18 protein-coding genes are annotated in these 20,178 nt (G+C 71.5%); 4 read left to right on the top strand and 14 right to left on the bottom strand.

Annotated elements, in window-relative coordinates; all coding sequences use genetic code 11:
* Position 1: 1 nt before the first annotated feature.
* Positions 2 to 1,534: a fumarylacetoacetate hydrolase family protein gene (locus CWC38_RS03225; RefSeq protein ID WP_121845391.1), complete on the bottom strand. Its 1,533-nt coding sequence runs from the start codon at positions 1,532 to 1,534 to the stop codon at positions 2 to 4.
* Positions 1,535 to 1,859: 325 nt separating this feature from the next.
* Here CWC38_RS03225 and CWC38_RS03220 point away from each other — a divergent pair, with 325 nt between their 5' ends.
* The gene (locus tag CWC38_RS03220; protein ID WP_121845390.1) at positions 1,860 to 3,746 is read left to right on the top strand and encodes an FAD-binding monooxygenase; all 1,887 of its coding nucleotides are present in this window, start codon (positions 1,860 to 1,862) and stop codon (positions 3,744 to 3,746) included.
* 61 nt (positions 3,747 to 3,807) lie between these two features.
* Here CWC38_RS03220 and CWC38_RS03215 read toward each other — a convergent pair whose 3' ends face one another.
* From CWC38_RS03215 to CWC38_RS03195, 5 genes are all read right to left on the bottom strand, one after another.
* On the bottom strand, positions 3,808 to 4,737 hold the full coding sequence (locus tag CWC38_RS03215; protein ID WP_121845389.1) for a Dyp-type peroxidase: 930 nt from the start codon (positions 4,735 to 4,737) through the stop codon (positions 3,808 to 3,810).
* Between the two features lie 121 nt (positions 4,738 to 4,858).
* Positions 4,859 to 5,188, bottom strand: coding sequence for a DMT family transporter (locus tag CWC38_RS03210; protein WP_121845388.1), 330 nt, complete (start codon positions 5,186 to 5,188; stop codon positions 4,859 to 4,861).
* Complete coding sequence (locus tag CWC38_RS03205) at positions 5,185 to 5,532, bottom strand: DMT family transporter (protein ID WP_121845387.1); 348 nt, start codon at positions 5,530 to 5,532, stop codon at positions 5,185 to 5,187. The genes CWC38_RS03210 and CWC38_RS03205 overlap by 4 nt, the downstream gene beginning before the upstream one ends.
* On the bottom strand, positions 5,529 to 6,038 hold the full coding sequence (locus CWC38_RS03200) for a TetR/AcrR family transcriptional regulator (protein WP_121845386.1): 510 nt from the start codon (positions 6,036 to 6,038) through the stop codon (positions 5,529 to 5,531). The genes CWC38_RS03205 and CWC38_RS03200 overlap by 4 nt, the downstream gene beginning before the upstream one ends.
* A 45-nt stretch (positions 6,039 to 6,083) precedes the next feature.
* Positions 6,084 to 7,106 carry an NAD(P)H-dependent flavin oxidoreductase gene (locus CWC38_RS03195; protein WP_121845385.1) on the bottom strand — a complete coding sequence of 341 codons (1,023 nt, stop codon included), beginning with the start codon at positions 7,104 to 7,106 and terminating at the stop codon, positions 6,084 to 6,086.
* Between the two features lie 22 nt (positions 7,107 to 7,128).
* Between CWC38_RS03195 and CWC38_RS03190 the strand changes: the two genes are divergently transcribed.
* Positions 7,129 to 7,620: an NUDIX hydrolase gene (locus tag CWC38_RS03190; RefSeq protein ID WP_121845384.1), complete on the top strand. Its 492-nt coding sequence runs from the start codon at positions 7,129 to 7,131 to the stop codon at positions 7,618 to 7,620.
* 8 nt (positions 7,621 to 7,628) lie between these two features.
* Here the strand turns inward: CWC38_RS03190 and CWC38_RS03185 are convergent, their stop codons facing one another.
* From CWC38_RS03185 to CWC38_RS03170, 4 genes are all read right to left on the bottom strand, one after another.
* A complete protein-coding gene (locus tag CWC38_RS03185; protein WP_121863829.1) occupies positions 7,629 to 8,009 on the bottom strand; it encodes a hypothetical protein in 381 nt (126 codons plus the stop codon).
* A 209-nt stretch (positions 8,010 to 8,218) separates the two neighbouring features.
* Positions 8,219 to 9,886, bottom strand: coding sequence for an MFS transporter (locus tag CWC38_RS03180; protein ID WP_121845382.1), 1,668 nt, complete (start codon positions 9,884 to 9,886; stop codon positions 8,219 to 8,221).
* A gap of 192 nt (positions 9,887 to 10,078) precedes the next feature.
* Positions 10,079 to 10,930, bottom strand: a complete 852-nt coding sequence (gene surE / locus CWC38_RS03175) for a 5'/3'-nucleotidase SurE (RefSeq protein ID WP_121845381.1) — start codon at positions 10,928 to 10,930, stop codon at positions 10,079 to 10,081.
* A 70-nt stretch (positions 10,931 to 11,000) separates the two neighbouring features.
* The gene (locus CWC38_RS03170; RefSeq protein ID WP_121845380.1) at positions 11,001 to 11,963 is read right to left on the bottom strand and encodes a 1-phosphofructokinase family hexose kinase; all 963 of its coding nucleotides are present in this window, start codon (positions 11,961 to 11,963) and stop codon (positions 11,001 to 11,003) included.
* A gap of 61 nt (positions 11,964 to 12,024) precedes the next feature.
* Between CWC38_RS03170 and CWC38_RS03165 the strand changes: the two genes are divergently transcribed.
* Positions 12,025 to 12,504 carry a GNAT family N-acetyltransferase gene (locus tag CWC38_RS03165; protein ID WP_121845379.1) on the top strand — a complete coding sequence of 160 codons (480 nt, stop codon included), beginning with the start codon at positions 12,025 to 12,027 and terminating at the stop codon, positions 12,502 to 12,504.
* A 109-nt stretch (positions 12,505 to 12,613) separates the two neighbouring features.
* On the opposite strand, the gene CWC38_RS03160 is transcribed toward CWC38_RS03165, so the two are convergent.
* Positions 12,614 to 13,033, bottom strand: coding sequence for a ChaB family protein (locus CWC38_RS03160; protein WP_121845378.1), 420 nt, complete (start codon positions 13,031 to 13,033; stop codon positions 12,614 to 12,616).
* A gap of 353 nt (positions 13,034 to 13,386) precedes the next feature.
* Here CWC38_RS03160 and CWC38_RS03155 point away from each other — a divergent pair, with 353 nt between their 5' ends.
* Positions 13,387 to 13,860: an Hsp20/alpha crystallin family protein gene (locus CWC38_RS03155; RefSeq protein WP_121845377.1), complete on the top strand. Its 474-nt coding sequence runs from the start codon at positions 13,387 to 13,389 to the stop codon at positions 13,858 to 13,860.
* 73 nt (positions 13,861 to 13,933) lie between these two features.
* Here CWC38_RS03155 and CWC38_RS03150 read toward each other — a convergent pair whose 3' ends face one another.
* The 3 genes from CWC38_RS03150 to dsdA all read right to left on the bottom strand — a co-directional run bounded on the left by CWC38_RS03150 (position 13,934) and on the right by dsdA (position 20,160).
* The gene (locus CWC38_RS03150) at positions 13,934 to 17,785 is read right to left on the bottom strand and encodes an MMPL family transporter (RefSeq protein WP_121845376.1); all 3,852 of its coding nucleotides are present in this window, start codon (positions 17,783 to 17,785) and stop codon (positions 13,934 to 13,936) included.
* A 138-nt stretch (positions 17,786 to 17,923) separates the two neighbouring features.
* Positions 17,924 to 18,598 (bottom strand): TetR/AcrR family transcriptional regulator, encoded by a 675-nt coding sequence (locus CWC38_RS03145; RefSeq protein ID WP_240625021.1) that lies wholly within the window; start codon positions 18,596 to 18,598, stop codon positions 17,924 to 17,926.
* 140 nt (positions 18,599 to 18,738) lie between these two features.
* Entirely contained in the window at positions 18,739 to 20,160 is a 1,422-nt protein-coding gene (dsdA, locus tag CWC38_RS03140; protein ID WP_121845375.1) for a D-serine ammonia-lyase, read from the bottom strand.
* Positions 20,161 to 20,178: the final 18 nt, after the last annotated feature.

Genomic DNA, 20,178 nt, shown 5'->3' with positions numbered 1-20,178 from the left:
GTCACTCGGAGGGCAGAGGGTTCTCGGACAGCCACTGCTGGAACTTCTCCTTCCACTGCCCGGTGGGCGGGAACAACCCGTCCACCGGGTGGCCCTCGGCCACACGCTCGGCCACCCAGCCGTCCTCGTGCTCCTTGGCCAGGGCGTCCTGGGCCACCTCCTCGGCGAGCGCGCGCGGGATCACGACGACGCCGTCGTCGTCCCCCACGACCACGTCACCCGGGAGCACGGTGACGTTGCCGCAGGCCACGGCCACGTCCGACTCCCACGGCACGTGGCGCCGGCCGAGCACCGCGGGGTTGGGGCCCTTGCAGAACACGGGCAGCCCGATCTCCTGCACCGCGGCGTAGTCGCGCACGCCGCCGTCCGTGACCACGCCGGCCGCACCGTTGTGGCGGGCGCGCAGCGCGAGGACGTCACCGAGGGTCGCGGAACCGGTCTCCCCGCGGGCCTCGATCACGATCACCTCACCCTCGCCCACGGCGTCGAACGCGCGCTTCTGGGCGTTGTAGCCCCCGCCGTGGGTCGTGAAGAGATCCTCGCGGTTGGGCACGAAGCGCAGCGTCTTGGCGGGGCCCACGAGCTTGCTGCCGGGGGTCTGCGGGAAGACGTCCGCCACCACCACGTTGTTCAGCCCGCGCTTGCGCAGCTGGGCGGAGAGTCCCGCGGTGGGGGCCTTCTCGAGCTTCGCGCGCAGCTGCGGGCTCAGCGCGTGCGCGGCGCCCTGCTCGGGCAGACCGGCGGCCGCGCGGGACCCCCACGCCTCTTCGCGCTGGGTGTCGTCCACGGCGGGCATGGCTCCCAGGCCCTCGTCGAACGGCTCGGTCCCCTCGGTCACGCGGCTCACCAGGCGACCGGACGACGGCGCTCCGGGGGCCGACGGCGCATCGACCTCCACCTCCACGACGTCCCCGGGCCGGGCCACGGAGGAGCCCGCGGGGGTTCCGGTGAGGATCACGTCCCCCTCCTCCAGCGTCACGTGCTGGGAGAGGTCCGCCACGAACTGGGCCAGGGGGAAGATCATGTTCTCGGGTGCGGTGGTGTCCTCCTGCACCAGCTCCCCGTTGAGCCACGTGCGCACCCGCAGCTGCTCCGGGGAGACCTCGCGGGCGTCGAGGAGCGAGGGACCCAGGGAGGTGTAGCCGTCCCGGCCCTTGTTGCGCAGGTTGGAGCCCTTGTCCGCGGCGCGCAGGTCGTAGAGGCCCCAGTCGTTGGAGGCCGTCACGGCCGCCACGTGGTCCCAGGCGTCCTCGAGGGAGACGTTGCGGGCGGGCGTGCCGACCACCAGGGCGATCTCCCCCTCGAAGGCCAGCAGCTCGGTGCCGGCGGGGCGCTCCACGGCGGCACCCGAACCCGCCAGGGAGCTCGCGGGCTTGAGGAAGTAGGAGGGCACGGCGGGCTTGCGGCCGCGCTGCGCGGCACGGGACTCGTAGGCCACGTGCACCGCGATGATCTTGCCGGGCCGCACGGGGACCGGCTGCGCACCGTGGGTCCCGCCGAGGGTGCTCTGGGCGTTCTGGGGGTTCTCGGTCACCGGGACCGCCTCCTCGTGGTCGGCAGAATGTTATTCGAAATCGTATATTATCCTGCCGGGGCGGGCAAGTGGTTCACGTCACACCATTCTCCCCGGAAAGCCGTGAGCTGTCTCCCGAGGTCCGGAAATCCGGGGCGGGAATGGCCCGAGCGAGGCTGGGCCGGGCGGCGTCGCCATGCGGGCAACGCCCCCTGTTACGTGGGCCACACATCGTATATGATCCAGGCAACAGACGTGGACTCCACCGATCCACCGGGCAGCGGGCACCGTGGCTCCGCCCGGGACGGGCCCTCGGCCCACACCACCGCAGAACGCAGGAGAAGGCATGCTCTTTCATCAGAACGGATACGTCTCCGAGGACCCCCGGATCGAGGAGGCCCGCGGGTACGGCGTGGACCGCGCCCAGGAGCTCCCGGACACCATGGACGTGCTCATCGTGGGGTCCGGCCCGGCCGGCGTGATCGCCGCCGCGCAGCTCTCCCAGTACCCGGAGGTGAGCACGCGGCTGATCGAGCGGCGCCCCGGGCGCCTGGAGATCGGTCAGGCGGACGGCATCCAGGCACGCAGCGTGGAGACCTTCCAGTCCTTCGGCTTCGCGCAGGAGATCATCCAGGAAGCCTTCATGCTGCGCGAGATGTGCTTCTGGAACCCGGACCCCACGAACCCGCAGAACATCGTGCGCACCGGGCGCCCCGCGGACGACCCCCACGGGGTCTCCGAGTTCCCGCACATGATCGTGAACCAGGCCCGCGTGATGGACTACTTCCTGCGCTCCGCCAAGCGGGGCCCGGGGAGGATCGAGCCGGACTACGGCATCGAGTTCGTGGGCCTGGAGATCGACCAGGAGCACGAGCACCCCGTGGCCGTGACCGTCCGCCACGTGGCCGGCCCCCGCGAGGGCGAGGAGCGCACCGTGCGCGCCAAGTACGTCTTCGGGTGCGACGGCGCCGCGTCCCGCGTGCGCAAGTCGATCGGGCGCAGGCTCGAGGGCCAGGGTGCGAACCACGCGTGGGGCGTCATGGACGTGCTGGCCAACACCGACTTCCCGGACATCCGCACCAAGTGCGCGATCAACTCCGTGCACGGCTCCATCCTGCACATCCCCCGCGAGGGCGGGCTGCTGTTCCGCATGTACGTGGACCTGGGCGAGGTGCCGGAGGACGACAACCACGAGATCCGCAAGACCCCCATCGAGGAGGTGATCCGGCGGGCCAACCAGATCATCCACCCGTACTCCGTGGACGTGAAGTCCGTGGCGTGGTCCTCCGTGTACGAGGTGGGACACCGCCTCACGGACCACTTCGACGACGTGGACACTGAGGACCGCGGCACCCGCTGCCCCCGGGTGTTCATTGCCGGGGACGCGTGCCACACCCACTCCGCGAAGGCCGGGCAGGGCATGAACGTGTCCATGCAGGACGGCTGGAACCTGGGCTGGAAGCTCGGCGCGGTGCTCTCCGGGCGGGCGGACGCGTCCCTCCTGGACACCTACTCGGAGGAGCGCCAGGTGATCGCCAAGAACCTGATCGACTTCGACCGCGAGTGGTCCACGCTCATGGCCACCCCGCAGGACAAGCTCCCGGACCCCAAGTACCTGGAGGAGTTCTACGTCAAGACGGCCGAGTTCCCCGCGGGATTCATGACCGAGTACCAGCCCTCGCTGATCGTCGCCGACACCGAGCACCAGGACCTCGCGCAGGGCTGGCCCGTGGGCAAGCGCTTCAAGTCCGCCCGGGTCCAGCGCGTGTGCGACGCCATGGTGGTCCACCAGGGCCACGAGGCCACCGCGGACGGGCGCTGGCGCATCCACGTGTACGCGGACTCCGCCGTGGCCGGGGCGAACTCCCCCACCGCGGCGTTCGCCGAGTGGCTGCAGAACGACCCCGCGTCCCCGCTGGTGGCCTACCGCCGCGAGGGCGAGGGTGAGGCCACGCTCTTCGACGTGGACGTCACCTACCAGCAGCCCTACGACCAGGTGGACATCAATGCCGTCCCACGCGCGTTCAAGCCCCGGGTGGGCCCGCTCGAACTGAACTACTGGGAGCGCGTCTACGCCGCGATCCCCGGTGAGGACATCTTCGACCTCCGGAAGATCAGCCGCGACGGCGCCGTGGTGGTGGTCCGCCCGGACCACTACGTGGCCGCCGTGCTGCCCCTGGACGCCACCGCCGAGCTCGCGGAGTTCTTCGGGAGGTTCCTCCGCAAGGGCTGACGGCCCGCCCCGGACTGGGCCCGCCGTGCACCTCGTGGGGAGGGCGCGGCGGGTTCTTCTCTCAGGCGCTGACGCTGGAGGGGTCGTCCAGGAAGGACTGCGGCGGTGCGAAGAACAGGCCGCCGGTCTGCGCGGTGGAGAAGTCCAGGATGCGGTCGTAGGTGCCGCGCGGGTTGCCCAGGAACATGTTCTGGAGCATGGTCTCGGTCACCGAGGGGTCCGCGGCGTAGCCGATGAAGTTCGTGCCGAACTCCTCGGAGCCCACACGCCCGAAGGGCATGTTGTCCCGCACGATCTCGCGCGGGCGGCCGGCCACGTCGTCGAGGTCGTTGAGGGCCACGTGCGAGTTGGCGGGCTTCTCCTCGTCCGGCATCTCGATGTCCTCCAGCTTGGAGCGGCCGATCACCCGCTGCTGCTCCTCCACCGAGAGGGCCTCCCACGCGGCCATGTCGTGCAGGTACTTCTGCACGTGCACGTAGCTGCCACCGCGGTAGGCGGGGTCACCGTCCCCCACGAGGGCGGCCGCGACGGCGGCGTCGCCCTCCGGATTGGCGGTGCCGTCCACGAAGCCCAGCAGATCCCGCTCCTCGAAGAACTTGAAGCCGTGGACCTCGTCCACCACGTGCACGTGCGGGCCCAGACGCTTCATGAGGTGCTTCGCGAGCTCGAAGCACACGTCCTGGGTGCCGGCCCGGAGGTGGATCAGCAGGTCACCCGGCGTGGCCACCGCGGTGTGGACGGGCCCGGCGATCTCCCGGAAGGGGTGCAGGTCCTGAGGTCGGGGCGCGTCGAAGAGCCGGTCCCACGCGTCCGAGCCCACGCCCACCACGCACATGAGCTCGCTCGTGGGGACCCGGAACGAGACGGCCTTGGTGAGGTCCGACACCTCGGTGAGCACGTCCGCCACCTGGGACTCCGCGCCCTCGTTGACGGTCAGGACCAGGAACATGGCGGCCTTGGCCGGGGCGGCCACGATCTTCTGGGTGGTCATGGGGTCTCCCTGCGGTGGTCGGTCGGGGTTGGTCACTCGGCACGCCGCAGCCCGGCACGGTGTTCCACCGGGCTGCGGCCCTGTCCTCACACTATCCCCGGGGCCCGGCCGGTACGAGTGCTCAGTGGCCCCCGCCGAACTCGATGAGCAGCACACCGCCCATGATGAGCGCGAGTCCCAGGCCCATGACCCAGGTGAATGGCTCCTTGAAGAACACGCGGCTGATGATCGCCGTGAGCCCCACACCCGTGGCGGACCAGACACCGTACGCCACCCCGAGGGGCACGCCGTGGGAGAGCACCACGCTGAGCAGCACGAACGCCAGGACGTACCCGACGATCGCGCCCACCCACCACCGTTTGCCGCCGCCGGTGGCCAGGCGCAGCGAGACGGTTCCGGTCACCTCGCTGACGATCGCCCCGGCAAGGGCGAGCAGAGCAGCACCGGTCATGAGGACACCTCAGCCTTCTTCTGGGCCGCCTGGGACCCGAGTTCGATCAGCAGCACACCGGCCATCACCACCACGATCCCGATCCCCATGAGCAGGGTGATGGGCTCGTGGAAGATGAGCAGGGAGAGCACGGCAGTTGCCGCCACACCCGTGGCGCCCCAGATGCCGTACCCCACTCCCAGGTTCATGCCGTTGCGCAGGGCCATGAACAGCGAGATGAACGACCCCGCGTACCCCACGGTGACCACCGCGTACAGCACGGGGTGCTCCATGGCCGCCTTGAGCGAGATGGATCCGGTCACCTCCATGGCGATCGCCGCCACCAGGAACATCCACTTCTTCACTGGGTTCTCGCCTCCTCCATGAGCTGCACGGCCACCCGCACGACGGCGCCGCGCCGGGTCTCGTCCGCATCCAGGACCCCCAGGCACCGGTCCACCCAGGCGCCGTCCGCGATCAGCCGCACCGCCAGCAGGCGGGGGTCCGTGATCGTCCCGAACCACGCGTTCATGCGCCGGGCCCAGCGGGCCGAGAGCTTCTCCTGCAGCTTGGGCTCGGCCATCAGGGCGAGGTCCGCGGGGTCCATGGAGCCCAGCAGGGTGTGCTCCACGTAGGCGCGGAGCAGGTCCGTGGCCGTGGCGTCCGGGCCCGCACGCCGGACCAGCTCCGCCTCCCACGCGTCCAGGAGGTGCTCCACCACGGCGACGGCCAGCGCCTCCTTGGTGCGAAAGTGGTGCACCACGCCGGGCTTGGTGATGCCCACGCGCTTCGCGACGGCATCCAGCGTCAGGGTGTCGCCGGCGCGCAGGACCTCCAGCGCGCCGTCGAGGATCTCAGGTTTCGTGGTCATGCCGTAAACCTACCATACGTATGGTAGGTAGCAAGCGGGGATCTTTCACTTCGCCGAGAGCCCGCGGAACTGGGCCACGACGTCCTCCGCGGTCGTGGCCCGGCACGCCGCGAAGCCCGTGCCGGCCCACAGGTTCAGGCCCTGGGCGTCGTCCTTCGAGGCCGCCCGCAGGGGGGCCGTCATGTAGTGCACCTGGGGGTAGCCCTTCACCTGGGCCCCCGCCATGCGGTCGGTGAAGCGGTTGCGCAGCGCGCGTGCGGCCCGTCCGGAGAACGCCCGGGTCACCACGGTCTCCCCGCCGGCTGCGCTCAGCAGGGCCTCGCGGTGCGCGGGTTTGGTCCCCGCCTCCTGCGCGGTGAGGAACAGCGTGCCCACCTGCACGGCCCGGGCCCCGCGGCGCAGCAGGTCCGCGGCGTCGTCGCGGCGGGCCACACCGCCCGCGGCAACCAGGGGAATCCCGGTGAGCTCGCGCGCGGCGGTGAGCAGCGCCGTCGTGGTGATGTCCTCCGGCTCCGCGGCCTGGCCGTGGGTGGCGCGGTGCCCGCCGGCCTCGGTGCCCTGGACGACGATGGCGTCCGGAGCGAGCTCGGCGGCGGCCGTCACCTCCCGGGCGGTGGTGGCATTGAGGACGACGGCGCTGCCCGCCTCCCGCAGCCGGGCCACGTCCGCCGCACTCGGCAGACCGAACGTGAAGGAGACCAGCGGCACGGGATGGGCCACGAGATGGTCGAGCTTGGCGGGGTAGTCGTCGTCCGTGTACTCGCCCACCGCGGGAGCCGGGATGCCCAGCTCCGCGGCGAGCGGGGCGAGGGCCTGTGCGTACGCGGCGAGGTTCGCGGGATCGGACGGGTCCTGCTCCGGGACGAAAAGGTTCACCCCGAAGCGGTCCGTGTGCGCGGCGACCACCCGGATCTCCTCCGCCATGGCCTGCGCGGTCTTGTACCCCGCGGCGAGCATCCCCAGCCCACCGGCGCGCGTCACGGCCACCGCGAGCGCCGGGGTGGACGGGCCGCCCGCCATGGGCGCCTGGACGATCGGTACCTGCAGGTCGGTCAGCGGGTCGGTCACGGTGTCTCCTTAGACTGGGCGGGTGTCCGCCTCCCATGATGCTCTCCCCGCCTCCGGCCCCGCTTCCGCCCCCGACGACGACGCCGCACGGCCCGTCATCACGGTCACCGGCGTGGTGCTGCGCCGCGCCTCGGACGGCCACGTGCTCACGGTGCGCAAGCGCGGGACCAGCATGTTCATGTTCCCGGGCGGCAAACCCGAGCCGGGAGAGACCGCCCTGGAGACCGGGGTCCGCGAGGTCCGGGAGGAACTGGGGATCGAGCTGTCACCGGAGGAGCTGGCCCCCGTGGGCGAGTGGCACTCGGACGCCGCGAACGAGCCCGGCCACGGGCTGAACAGCCACGTGTTCGTCAGCTCCGTACCGCTCACCGAGACCCCTGCTCCGGCCGCCGAGATCGACGAGCTGCGGTGGCAGCCCCTGGACGGGGTGGAGGATGTCGAGGACCTCGCACCGCTGGCCCGCTGGTACGCGCTGCCGGCGGTGCGAGGGATGGGGAGCTGGTCTCACCGTTAGGGCCGGAGTCACCCGCCCCGCATTCTCCTGGCTTCACCCCTGGGCGGAATCCGCCCCCACGCTTCGAGTCGACCCACCCGGAACCGGTGCAGGGCAAGCTGTCCACCGGCAAAGATGACCGCATAGATGGAAGGCGCCACCAGCGAACTCCGGTCGATCTCATGCGGCCAGATCGTCAGCGCCAACACCAGAGACAGCCCCATCATGGCGAGAAAAATCACTGCAGCCAGAAACACTGCGCGCAACACTGTATGGGGGTAGTACGGATCGGCCATCAGGATCTGCTTGCGCCTGCCCTGTGGTTCCCAGGGCTGCGACCGTGAGGCACCGGCTGCTTCTGCCCTGCTGGCCTGCTGTCCGCTGACGGTTCTCGGTTCGCTCGTGGACATGGCCGTCTCACCTGCTCCGGTTGTTCCACCGGGAATCTCCCGGTCTTCCACCGTCTCAGACCGGGCGGGCGCGGACAATGGCCGTTCGGCCACTGTGCCCGCACCGCACCCCGGTGAGGATGCGCGCGGAGCCGGTCCCGCGGGGTTGTCCACCGGGCCGTCCGCGGAGAGCCAGCAGCCAGTCAGAGCGGCAGCCCCGACACGTCCGCTCAGGCGGCGTCCTTCTCCTCCCGGCGCGCGGCCCGGCGGACCTGGAGTGCGCCGACGAAGCCCAGCACGATGAATCCCGTGGCGATCGCGAGCGCCCACTGCGTGGCGTGGGTGAACCCGGTGGCAAGGGCGTCCACGACGTGCTGCGTTTCCGGGCCCAAGGGCTGCTGGGCGGCTTGCTCCCGCAGCTGCGGGATCATGCCGCCCGCGGACTGGCGGGTGGCCTCCGCGAGCTGGTCCGCCTGCCCGGGCTGCAGGCCGGTCTCACCGAGCGCGGCGGGCAGGGTGAGCCCCATGGACACGGACAGCGCCGCGCCCGCGAAGGCGGTGCCCAGCGCCGAGCCGATCTGGCGCACGGTGCTCTGCGTGGCGGACGCCTGGCCCGACGACGCCACGGGAACGTCCCGCAGCACGGTGCCGGTGAGCTGCGCGGAGGCGAGCCCCAGGCCCACGCCGTAGCCCACGAGCGGCAGGGCGATCAGCCACGCCGAGGTGCTGGGCCCCATGAGCAGCGCGAGCACGGCGACCCCCACCACCTCGAGTCCCAGGCCGATCAGCACCGTCCCGGGAGCGCCGAACCGCGCCGCGAGGTGCCGCGCGGACGCCCCGGAGATGAACGCGCCGATCGCCATGGCCGCGAGCACCAGGCCGGACTGCATGATGTTCAGCCCCAGCACGTTGGTGAGGTAGAGCGGCAGCACGAAGATGATCGCGAACTCACCCACGGCCACCATGGCGGCCGTGAGGTTGCCCCACGAGAACGTGCGCACCTGGAAGAGGTTCAGGTCCAGCAGGGCGGAACGGCGCACGCGGGCCCGGTGGCGCTCCCACACGACGAACAGCGCCAGCGCCACGAGTCCCACCGCGAGCGCCACTGCCACGACGGACACGGACGCGGTGGCCGGCCACACCCAGCCGAAGATCGAGAAGTCCGCCGTGGGGGTGAGCCAGCCGATGGCCGGGCCCTCGATGATCGCGAACACCAGCGCACCGAACGCCAGGGCGCTGAGCATGGCGCCGTCCACGTCCGCGCCGCGCTCGCGCACGTCGCTGCGGGTGTTGGTGATGCTGCGCCAGCCCACCAACGCAATGATCGCGGCGAGAGGCAGGTTCACCAGGAAGATCCAGTGCCAGGACGCCCAGTGGGTCAGTGCGCCGCCCACGAGCGGGCCGATGGCCGCCGCACCGGACATCACCGCGCCCCACACGCCGAACGCGGGCCCCCGGTACTTGCCGCGGAACAGCGCGTTCACCGTGGACAGCGTGGACGGCATGATGAACGCCGCGCCCAGCGCCTGCACCGCGCGGGACGCGATCAGCGCCCCCGCCGTCCCGGACAGCGCCGCCAGCAGGCTGCCCCCGGCGAACACCAGCAGCCCCGCCATGAACATGGTCTTGCGTCCCCACCGGTCCGCGAGCTTGCCCGTGGACAGCAGCAGTGCCGCGAGCAGCACCGCGTAGAGGCTGTTGACCCACTGGGCGTCCGTGAGGTCCAGGTGCAGGTCGGAGATGATCGCGGGCAGGGCCACGCCCACGATCGTGCCGTCCAGCACGATCATCCCGAGCCCCGCGGCGAGTGCCCCGAGCGCCACCCAGTCCCGCCGCTGGGGCGCGGGTGCGCCCCCGACGTCGCTCGGTTGCGTGTCCGCCGCTCGTGTCGATGCCATCGTCAAGCCTCCGCAGCTGGTTCGTGCCCGCTCACGTCCTGGGTCAGTGGCCGACGGCGCTCGGGCGAGTTCTCCTGGCGGGAAGACTATCCCCTCGTCGCGTACGCGTGCATGGAGCGTGGGGAACCGGGCTCCGCGGGGGCGGGACGGCCCCGGTGGCCGCCGTGATCGCCGGCAGGGGACCGGTGAGCCTCAGGTCCGGCGCATGACCGTGGCGGCGTCCACGGTGACGCTCCCCGGGGAGGCTGCGGCGGCGTCGTCCGCAGCGGGGTCCGCGATGCCGAGCTCCGCGGGGGTGACGGTGCGCAGGTCCTGGTGGGGATCGTCCACCGGCGCGCGCAGCAGGGTGGCGGTGGCCCAGCCGTGGGTGAGGAGGTGGTGGTCACTGTCCGGTTCCTCGGGGCCCGTCTCCGCGCTGTAGGTCACGGCGATGTGCTTCTCGTCCCCGCGCCCGATCTGCGCCTGCACCGCGCCGAAGCTCGCGAGCCGCGCGGGCCTCAGACCTCGCAGCCGCTCGGGGGCCACGTCCGGGACGTTGAGGTTGAGGATCCACTCGTGGCAGGCCCGGCCCTCCCAGCGCTCCAGGGCGAAGCGCGTGACCAGCAGCGCCGTCTCCCAGTGCTGCGGGGCGCCCGAGGTGACGGAGACCGCAATGCCCGGGATGCCGTGGGACGCGGCCGTGAGCACGGCGCCCACGGTGCCCGAGTGCAGCGTGGCCTTGCCCGTGTTCGCACCCAGGTTCACGCCCGAGAGCACCATGTCCGGGCGCGGGCCGAACGCCCCGTAGGACGCGAGGAACGCGATCAGGGCGGGGGCGGCCCGCACCCCCACGCACTCCACGCCCTCGGGCATGTGCGGGGGGTCCGCGGGCACCAGGGCGATCCGCCCGTCGATCTCCTCGCCGGACAAGGACGAGCTCGCACCCGAGTACTCCTCGGCCGGCGCGGCCACCGTGACGGTGTGCCCGCGGTCCAGCGCGGCCCGCACCAGAACCGCCAGCCCCGGGGACGAGATGCCGTCGTCATTGGTGACCAGGATGTGCATGGGGTCCATGGTGGCACGCGCCCGTCAACCGGACCAGGGTGGGAGGTCTGGGTTGCGGGGCCCCCGGGCCTCAGGAGACGGTGCGCACCGTGATCTGCCGCGCGAACTTCTCGATGGTGGTCCGGTTCCCGGTCCCCAGGCCGCGCCGGGCCACGTTGAGCGCGCCGGCGGAGGCCCCGAGTGCCACGGCGTCCACGAGGTCGAGGCCGCGGGCCAGCCCCACGGAGATGCCGGCCGTCATGGAGTCCCCCGCGCCGCGGTGGTCCAGCGGGGTGATCGAGGGCGCCGAGACCTCGCGCACCGCGTCGTGCTCCACGAGCAGCGCCGGGTCCTTGGCCCGGGAGACGACGACGGCGCCCGCGCCCCGCTCCACGAGCGCCCACCCGGCTGCCACGAGGGACTCGGGGGTGTCGTCCGGGGCGAGGTCCAGGTCCCGCACCTCCTCGTGGCTGATCTTCAGCACGTCCACGTGGGCGTCCACGGCCGCGAGCGCGGGCGCGCCGCTGAGGTCCGCCACCACGGTGGTCCCGGCGTCCCGGGTGTCCCGGATGAGACGGCCGAAGAACGACGCCGGCACCACGTCCCCGGGCTCGGACCCCGTGACCGTGAGAACGTCCGAGGCGAGGGCGTCCACGAACGCCGTGCCGTAGAGATCGTCGAGCTCGTGCCGGGACAGCTCCGGCGGCGGCATGTGGGCCACGGTCTCGCGGTCGTCGCCCCGCAGGTCGTACACGTAGCCGCCGTTGCCGTACCCGTAGCGCACGGCGTTGACCTGCATGCCCAGCCCGTCCAGCATGGAGCGGATCAACGCACCCAGCTCCCCGCCGAACGGGCCGTTCACCGAGACGTCCGCTCCGAGGGATCCCGCCATGCGGGCCACCCACAGTCCCTGGCCACCGGGGTGCATGTGCACGTCCGACTCGTGCGGGCTGCGGTTGCGGTACGCGGCCGGCTCGGTGATCTCCGTGATCAGCAGCGGCGTGGGAACCAGGACGGAGAGGCGCGGTTTCGCGCTGGAACGGGTGTCGGTCACGCACGAAAACTACCCCACGCGGGTGCTGGTGAACAGGACACGCAGCTGTCACGATGGTGGGATGAACGCCACCGAACCGGTCCGCATCGTGGAGGGTCAGGCCGCCAGTGAGCAGACGCGGCAGGCCCTGAGCGCCTATTTCAGCGAGCTCGACCACCGGATCGACGGCGGCTTCGACCCCGAGCTCACGGAGGTCACCGGGGCCCAGGACGTCACCCCGCCCCACGGGGACTTCTTCCTCATGACGGACCTCGTCACGGGGGAGGTGATCGCGTGCGGCGCGGTCCGGAAGCTGGACGAGGAGCGTGTGGAGCTGCGCCGGATCTGGGTCGCCCCGGCGCACCGCGGCAAGGGCCACGCCCGCACCCTCGTGCGCGCCCTGGAGAACAAGGTCCGGGCGTTCGGCGCGGTCACGGCGGTGGTGTCCCTCAACCCCGAGATGACCGAGGGCATCGCGATGTTCCGCAACCGGGGCTACCAGCCCGTGGAGTCCTTCCACGAGTCCACCACCGCATCGGTGTTCCTGGCGCGTCAGCTGTAGCGCGTTCCCTGCGCGCCCTCGAAAGGTTCTGGGGTGCAGTTCTGCCCGCAGTGTCGGCGCTCTCGTGGGTGGAACTGCACCCCAGTCACCGTGGACGCTCGGGGAGTGGCTACTGCCGGGCGTCCCGCGTCCTCTTGTCGTTCGCCTTCTCGATGGCGTCCACCAGCTCGTCCTTCGTCATCCCCGAGCGGCCCTGCACGTCCAGCTCCTGCGCGATCTCGTAGAGATGCTCCTTGGAGGCGTGGGCGTCCACTCCCCCGGCGGTGTCCTCCGAGTTCAGGCCGCCCTTCTCGGCACTGTCGTCGGACGGACCGTTCTCCTCCTTGGGCTCCCAGTGGTCCCCCACCTTCTCGTGGGTGTGCTTGACCGCCGCCCACGCGGTGCGTGCGGCACGGGCGTCGTCGTGGTACTCGTCCTGGGCGGAGTCCCAGGTCTGCGCGAACGTGTCCTGCGCCTTCTCGTCGGAGCGCTGCAGCGTGGACGGGATCTCGTCCTGCCGCGCGCGGCCGTTCTTCTTCGCCTTGGGCACGGGGTCCTCCTGACGCGGTTCGGATCTCTGGGGCCACCATCCTACGGATGCCGACGACGCCGTGGCCCACCCTTTCGGGGCGCCGTGGCCCGGCTTCCGCGGGTCACCAGGGCGCAGCAGGCAGCCGGGGAGCCGCCGGAGCGGCAAACCCCCGCCACAGGGCGCAGGATTCCGCCTTGAGCGGTGGCCACTCAAGATTTGTGCCCCAAGCTCTGGCACTCCGTCGAGGTGAGTGCTATATTTTTCGTAGTTGAGTCAGAAGGACTCAAGAAACGTGATGGCTCCACGTCCGCGGGACGAGCAGGGCAGCGGGGCACACCACGGATGTGCTGCACAGGGAAGGAATGACCGTCATGGCTACTTTCGATCCGTTCTCCGAGGTCCAGAACTTCGCCAACCAGGTGCTCTCCACCCGCAACGGGCTGGAGCAGATGCCCATGGACCTCTTCCGCCGGGGCTCCAACTACTACCTCGCCGCGGACCTGCCGGGCATCGACCCCACCAGCGTGGACGTGGACGTGGACGGCCAGCTGCTGACCATCCGCGCACAGCGCCGTCTGCCCTCCGCGGAGAAGGACACCAAGTGGATCGTGCGGGAGCGCCGCAACCACTCCTTCGTGCGCCAGCTGAACCTGGGCCAGGGCATCGACACCGAGAACATCACGGCCGCCTACGACAACGGCGTGCTGACCGTGACCATCCCGGTCTCCCCCAAGTCCCAGCCCCGCAAGATCCAGGTGGCCACCGGTCAGAACCAGGACGGCGTGGTGCTGGAGCACGGGCACAAGGACGAGTCGCCCGAGTCCTCGGAGGACTCCGAGAACTGAGCTCCACCTGAGACAGCAGTGGGCCCGCAGGAGATCTCCTGCGGGCCCACTGCTCTGTTCGGCGCCGTGCGGGTCAGTGACCCATCCAGCGCACCACCCGGTCCAGGTCCTCGGTGGCGCGGTCGGACCAGACCATCAGCGCGTACACGTGCGGGCCACCCTCACACACCACCGTGGTGGTGTCCACACCGGCACGCACGAGGTCCGTGACGAACTCCATGGTGTCCGGGTAGAGCATGTCCCGGTCCCCCTGCAGCACGAACGTGCGCGGCAGCCCGTGCACGTCCCCGAACGCGGGGCTGACCACGGGGTCGGTCACCTCACGGGTGCCCGCCCACCAGCGGCCCGCGGCCCGGGGGCCCTCGGTGTCCAGCATGTGGTCCACGTCCCGGTACTCCTCGATCTCGGGGTTGCTCACGGTCACGTCCACCCACGGGGAGATCAGGATCAGGCCCTCGGGCGTCGCCGGGACGGACGGTGCCGCCCCCGGGTGCGTCTCCCGGGCGGGCGATGCCGCGGCGTCGCGCAGCCGCATGGCCTGGGCCACCGCCAGACCGCCACCCGCGGAGTCGCCGGAGACGAGCACCCGGGTGCCCAGCGTGCGCGCCAGGTCCCACACGCCGTCGGCCAGCACGAGTGCCTCGTCCACCGTGTGGTCCGGGGCGAGACCGTAGCCCGGCACGAGCACCGTGGCACCCGTGCGCTGGATCAGGGCGTCGATCCACCGCCAGTGCGTGGTGGTCACGGGGTGCACGTACGCGCCGCCGTGCCAGTGGATCACCACGGGCGCGTCCGTACGGGCGAGCGCCGCCTTCGGACGCGCGACGACCACCGGGTACCCCGCCACCATGACCTTCCGGAACTCCGCACGCTTGTGCATGCCCCGGTGCGGCGCGGCCTCCTCACGGTCCTCGGCGGCCAGGGAGGCGAGCAGCTTGTCCTCGGACTCCCACACGTTGGGCAGCACCCGCAGCCCCTGGTTGGTCAGCCGCAGGGCGGCATCCGCGGGCACGAGGGTCACGTCCACGGCGGCCACGGCGTGGTCCGCCGACGCCGCCGCGTGACGGCCGTGGCGCAGGGCACGGACCCGATCGCTCTCGGTGGGCACCGCGCCCTCCTCGTGCTCCGGGGACGACGCCGTGTGGCGGGCCGCGTGGGCCGCAGCCGGCGTGCCGGTGGTCCCGGAACGGGGGGCGCCCGTCTCCTTCTCCGGCGCGGGGTGCGCTGCACCCTGAGCCGCCGTGCCGAGCGCCGCTGCTGCCGTGGCACCGGCTCCCGCGGCGCCCGCCGGACCGGTTGCGCGCTCTGCCGCGCGAGGTGTCCCCTCACGTCCCGACCCCGCGGCCTCATCCAGCGCGCCGGTCGAGTCCTCGACTCCCTCGGTGGCCGAACCCTGGGCGCCCCGGTGAGGAACACCCTGCTCGGTGGCAGAGCGATCAGAAGCACGCTGGCCGGCAGCCCGGTGGCGGTGGGCGGTCTCCGCGCGGTGGCGACCCCGCGCGCGGGCGCGGCGTGCGGCGTCGTCGTCCTGCTCGGTGGCACCGGAGACGGCACCGGCGGCGGCGCCCTCGCGGGCGAGGGACTCACCCTCCACGTCAACGCGCGGCAGGATGCGGTCCAGCCAGCGCGGGATCCACCAGGCCTTGTCCCCGAGCAGCCGCATGACCGCGGGGATCAGCAGCATGCGCACCACGAAGGCGTCCAGGAGCACGCCGCCCGCGAGGGCGAAGCCGATGGGCCGGATCATGGCGAGGTCCGCGAAGATGAAGCCCGCGAACACCGAGATCATGATGATTGCCGCGGCGGTGACCACCGAACGGCCCGCCTTGAAGCCGTACACCACGGCCTGACGGGGCGCATGCCCGTGAACGTATGCTTCACGCATGCCGGAGACCAGGAAGAGCTGGTAGTCCATGGCCAGGCCGAAGAGGATGCCGACCATCAGGGTGGGCAGGAAGCTCAGGATGGGCCCGGGATCGTGCACGCCGAACAGCGCGCCGCCCCAGCCCCACTGGTAGACCGCCACCACGGCACCGAAGGACGCCAGGACGGAGAGCAGGAAGCCCACCGTGGCGATCACCGGGACCAGGATGGAGCGGAACACCATGAGCAGCAGCACCAGCGAGATGACGAGCACGACCCCCAGGTAGAGGGGCAGCTTCTCACCGAGCAGCTGGGACACGTCGATGTTCGCGGCCGTGGTCCCGGCCACGCCCACGTGAACGTCCTCGTCCTTCTCCAGACCGTCGTTGAGACCGCGGATGCTGCCCACGAGCTCCTCGGTGGCCGCCTCCGCCGGGCCGGACGAAGGAATCACCTGGATCACTCCGGTGGTGCGGTCGTCCGTGGTGCTGCCCTGCAGGACGTTCGCCACGTCCTCCTGGTCCGCGAGCCGGTCCGCCACCGCGTCCATCTTGTCCTTGGCCTGCGCCTCCGAGAGGCCCTCCGGGAGATCCACGACCACGGCGATGGGGCCGTTCTCCCCCGCACCGAAGTCCTCCGCGATGCGCTGGTAGGCCTTGTACTGGGTACTGTCCTGCGCCTCGGTGGAGGCGTCCGGCAGCCCCAGACGCATGCTCTGGGCGGGCAGCGCCAGGACGACCAGCACGGCCACGCACGCGAGCGTGGTGATCCAGGGGTGCCGCAGGTGCAGCGGCACGTCGTGCGGGTCGATCTGGTCCTCACGCGGTGCCGCGGTGCGCGCCTTCTTCGGGAGCACCCGCTTGCCCGCGAGAGAGAGCAGGGCGGGAGTGAGGGTGAGGGTCATGAGCAGTGCCACGGCCACGGCCAGACCGCCGGCCGTGCCCATCAGCCCCAGGAACGGGATGCCCGCGACGTTGAGTGCCACCAGCGCCACGATCACCGTGAGCGCCGCGAAGAAGACCGCGGTGCCGGAGGTGCCCACGGCCATCCCGATGGACTCCCGCACGGACATGCCCGTGCGCAGCTGCTGGCGGTGCCGGTTGAGCACGAACAACGAGTAGTCGATGCCCACGGCCAGCCCCAGCATCACACCGAGCATGGGGGTCACGGACATCATGTCGATCACGCCGGAGAACGCCAGCGTGGCGGACGCCGCCACGGCCACCCCCAGCAGGGCGGTCAGCACGGGCAGGACGGCCGGGACCACGGCGCGCAGCATGAGCAGCAGGACGATGGCCGCGATCACCACGCCGATGATCTCCGCCGGGCCCACCAGTGAGGAGATGTCCTGGGCGATCTCCTGGGAGAACTCGGCGTCCACGCCCTTCACGGGGTGGTTGCGCACGGCGTCCATGACCTCGGTCTTGGTGTCCGCCTCCACGGCGTTCTGCTCCACCGTGAACGTGACCACGCTGATCGCGGAGTTGTCGTCCTTGGAGACCACACGGTAGTCGCCCATGCGGTCGTAGGTCTTCTCCCCCTCCTCGAGCTGCGCCTTCTGCTTCTCGATCTGGGCCGGGTCCATGCCGCGCTGCTTGAGCACCTGCTCGGCACTGACCCCCGGCGGGAGGCTCTTCTTGAGCTGGGCGATCCGCTGCTCGCCCTGGTCCAGCTGCGCGCGGCCGTCCTTGAGCTTCTGGCGGCCGTCGTCCAGCTGCTGCTGGCGCTCGAACGGGTTCACGGTGGAGTCCACACCGTCCACCCCGTCCACCCGCTTCAGGGCCTCGGCGATGCCGTCCTTCTGGGCCTGCGTGAACTCGGAGCCGTCCTGCGTGGAGAACACCACGCGGCCGGTTCCCTGGTTGGCCTCGGGCATCTCCGCCTTGAGCCGGTCCGCGAGGTTCTGGGTCTCGGTGCCGGGAATGGTGATGGCGTTGCTCAGGTGCACCCCGGACAGGGCCACCCCGCCCACGGCCAGCGCCAGGACGGCGGCCCACACCAGAATCACCGCCCACGCGTGAGCGGCTGCGCCCTTGCCCAGCCGGTACAGAAGTCGTGCCACGGAAGTTCTCCTAGCGAATCGGGAAAATCGTGCTGTGTGGGCCGCGCACGGCGGCCGGTGAAGTCAGTGGTGGGGTCCCACACCCCGTGGTGGGTGGTCTGGGACGGTCACCCCGTGCTGCTCGACGACGCCGCGGCGTCACGCATCGAAGCCTCGCCCCAGCACGGCCAGCGCAGTGGCCAGCAGCTCGCTCCAGGTGCGCCGGGCGGCCTCGTCCAGGGCACCGTCCGTCCGGGCGAGCCACTCGTCGAGGCACTCGACCAGGGAGTTGATGAGCGTGGTGGCCACCAGGTGGATCTGGAACGGCGTGTACTGCGGCAGCCGCTCCCGCAGCACGTCCGCCAGGCGGTCCACCGCTGTGCGGGTCACCCGGAACTCCCACAGGGATGCCGCCGGGGTGTCCTGGCGGTCCACGGAGAACACGGGCTGCAGCTCGTCCAGCAGCGTGGGGGTGCGCAGGGCCTCCATCAGCTGCCGGTACACGTCCCCCAGCTCGGTGCCCGCACCCGGGTCCGGCGCCGGAAGCTCCCGCAGCATGCGGTCGATCAAGCCCGTGACCTGGCCCGAGAGGTACTCGAAGACGGCGTCCTGCGCGGATGGGAAGTGGTTGAAGATGGTGCGGCGGGAGACGCCCGCCCGCGCGGCGAGATCGTTGACGCCCACTCCCGCGATGCCCCGCTCCGTGGCGAGCTCACCCGCCGCCGTGATGATGGACCGCCTGTTGCGCAGCCGGATGACCTCACGCTTGTCCGCGGGTTCACCCGTGGCCCTGGTGCGGCACGAGGGAATCAGCTGGGCGGTCATGGTGCTCATCGTACGGCAGTACTTGCACTGTGTGCACCTTCCTGTGCGGGAGGTCTCAGCCGTTCCCTCGGCGGCCACGGCCCGCAGAACGGGGAGGCCATCTCAGCCGGGCTCCGGGCCACGCCTGCCCGGAGGACGACGCCGCCCGCTCACCCCGTGTAGCGCGCGCGGACCTCATCCGGGAGCATGCCGCCGCCCGTGAGCCACGCGAGATGGGTGGCGCCGACGGGGATCTCCGGCGCGGCGGCGTCGTCATGGCCCGCCGGCACCCCCCGTGCCCGACAGTCGCCCGCCGCGCCTGCCGCCGAGGCCGTGGCGACCCGGTGGACGGCCTCGAGCGCGGCCGCCGCGGACGGCTCCACGATCACGCCCTCAGAGGAGGACAGGCTCTTGACCCGGGCGAGCATCTGCTCGTCCGAGGCCGTGACGTAGCCCGCGATCAGGCCCTGCACCGCGCGGCCCACGAACCCGGAGGGCCTGCCCACGGCCAGTCCGTCCGCCACGGTGCGGGTGCTCAGCCCCAGCTCGGCCACCGAGATGTCGTCGTGGCGCCCCGTGTGGACACCCAGCAGCATGCACGGCGCCTGCGTGGGCTCCACGAACACGCAGTGCACGGCGTCCCCGAACTCCCGCTTCAGCCCGTAGGCCACTCCGCCCGGGGCGCCGCCGATGCCGCACGGGAGGTGCACCACCAGCGGGTGCTCGGCGTCCACCGGGATGCCCCGCTCACGCAGCTGCACGGCGACGCGGGACCCGGCCACGGCGTAGCCCGCGAAGAGGCTCAGGGAGTGCTCGTCGTCCACGAAGTGCACGGACTCGTCCCCCTCGGCCGCCTCACGACCCGCCGCCACCGCCTGCGTGTAGTCCGTGCTGTGCTCCACGACCTCCACACCCCGGGAGCGCAGCAGGTCCTTCTTCCACTGCTGCGCGTGCGTGGACATGTGGACCGTGGCCTGCAGGCCGAGTGCCGCGGAGATGATCCCGATAGACAGCCCCAGGTTCCCCGTGGAGCCCACCACCACGCGGTGCGCGCCCATGAGCCGGCGGAAGGGTTCGGTGGCGAAGACGGCGTAGTCCGGCACCTCCTCCGGGGGGTGGGGCGGGCCCGGAAGCAGACCGTGCGCCACGGCGAGGGATTCGGCGTGCTGCAGCACCTCGTGCACACCCCCGCGAGCCTTGACAGAACCGCTCACCGGCAGGATGTCGTCACGCTTGAGCAGCACCCGGCCCTCACGGATCCCCGCACCACGCGCCCACGCGGTCGCTTCCTGCAGCGGGGACTCGATGAGCCCCTTCGCCGCAGCGGTCTCCGGGAAGGTCTGCGCGATCCAGGGGCGGAACCGTTCCAGGCGGGCGGCCGCGTCGGCCACCATCGCGGGGTCGATCCCGGAGGCTGCCAGTCCGCTCGCGGTGTCCGTCACCGCGGGGTTCCACCAGGTGAGGGGCTCCTCACGGGCGAGGCGGTCCACGAGTTCGCCCCCGAGCGGCAGGTTCGCAGGCTGTTCACGGGGGACAGCCGCTCCGGTGCTCCCCTGATGTGTGGTGGCGGTGGGTCCGGAATCCGCAGTCATGGGTTCATCATGGCCCGG

Source organism: Kocuria tytonicola (assembly GCF_003687455.1).
Classification (GTDB): Bacteria; Actinomycetota; Actinomycetes; order Actinomycetales; family Micrococcaceae; genus Kocuria; species Kocuria tytonicola.
Note: the sequence above shows the minus strand (reverse complement) of the source record. Positions and strands in the feature narration are given on the sequence as shown.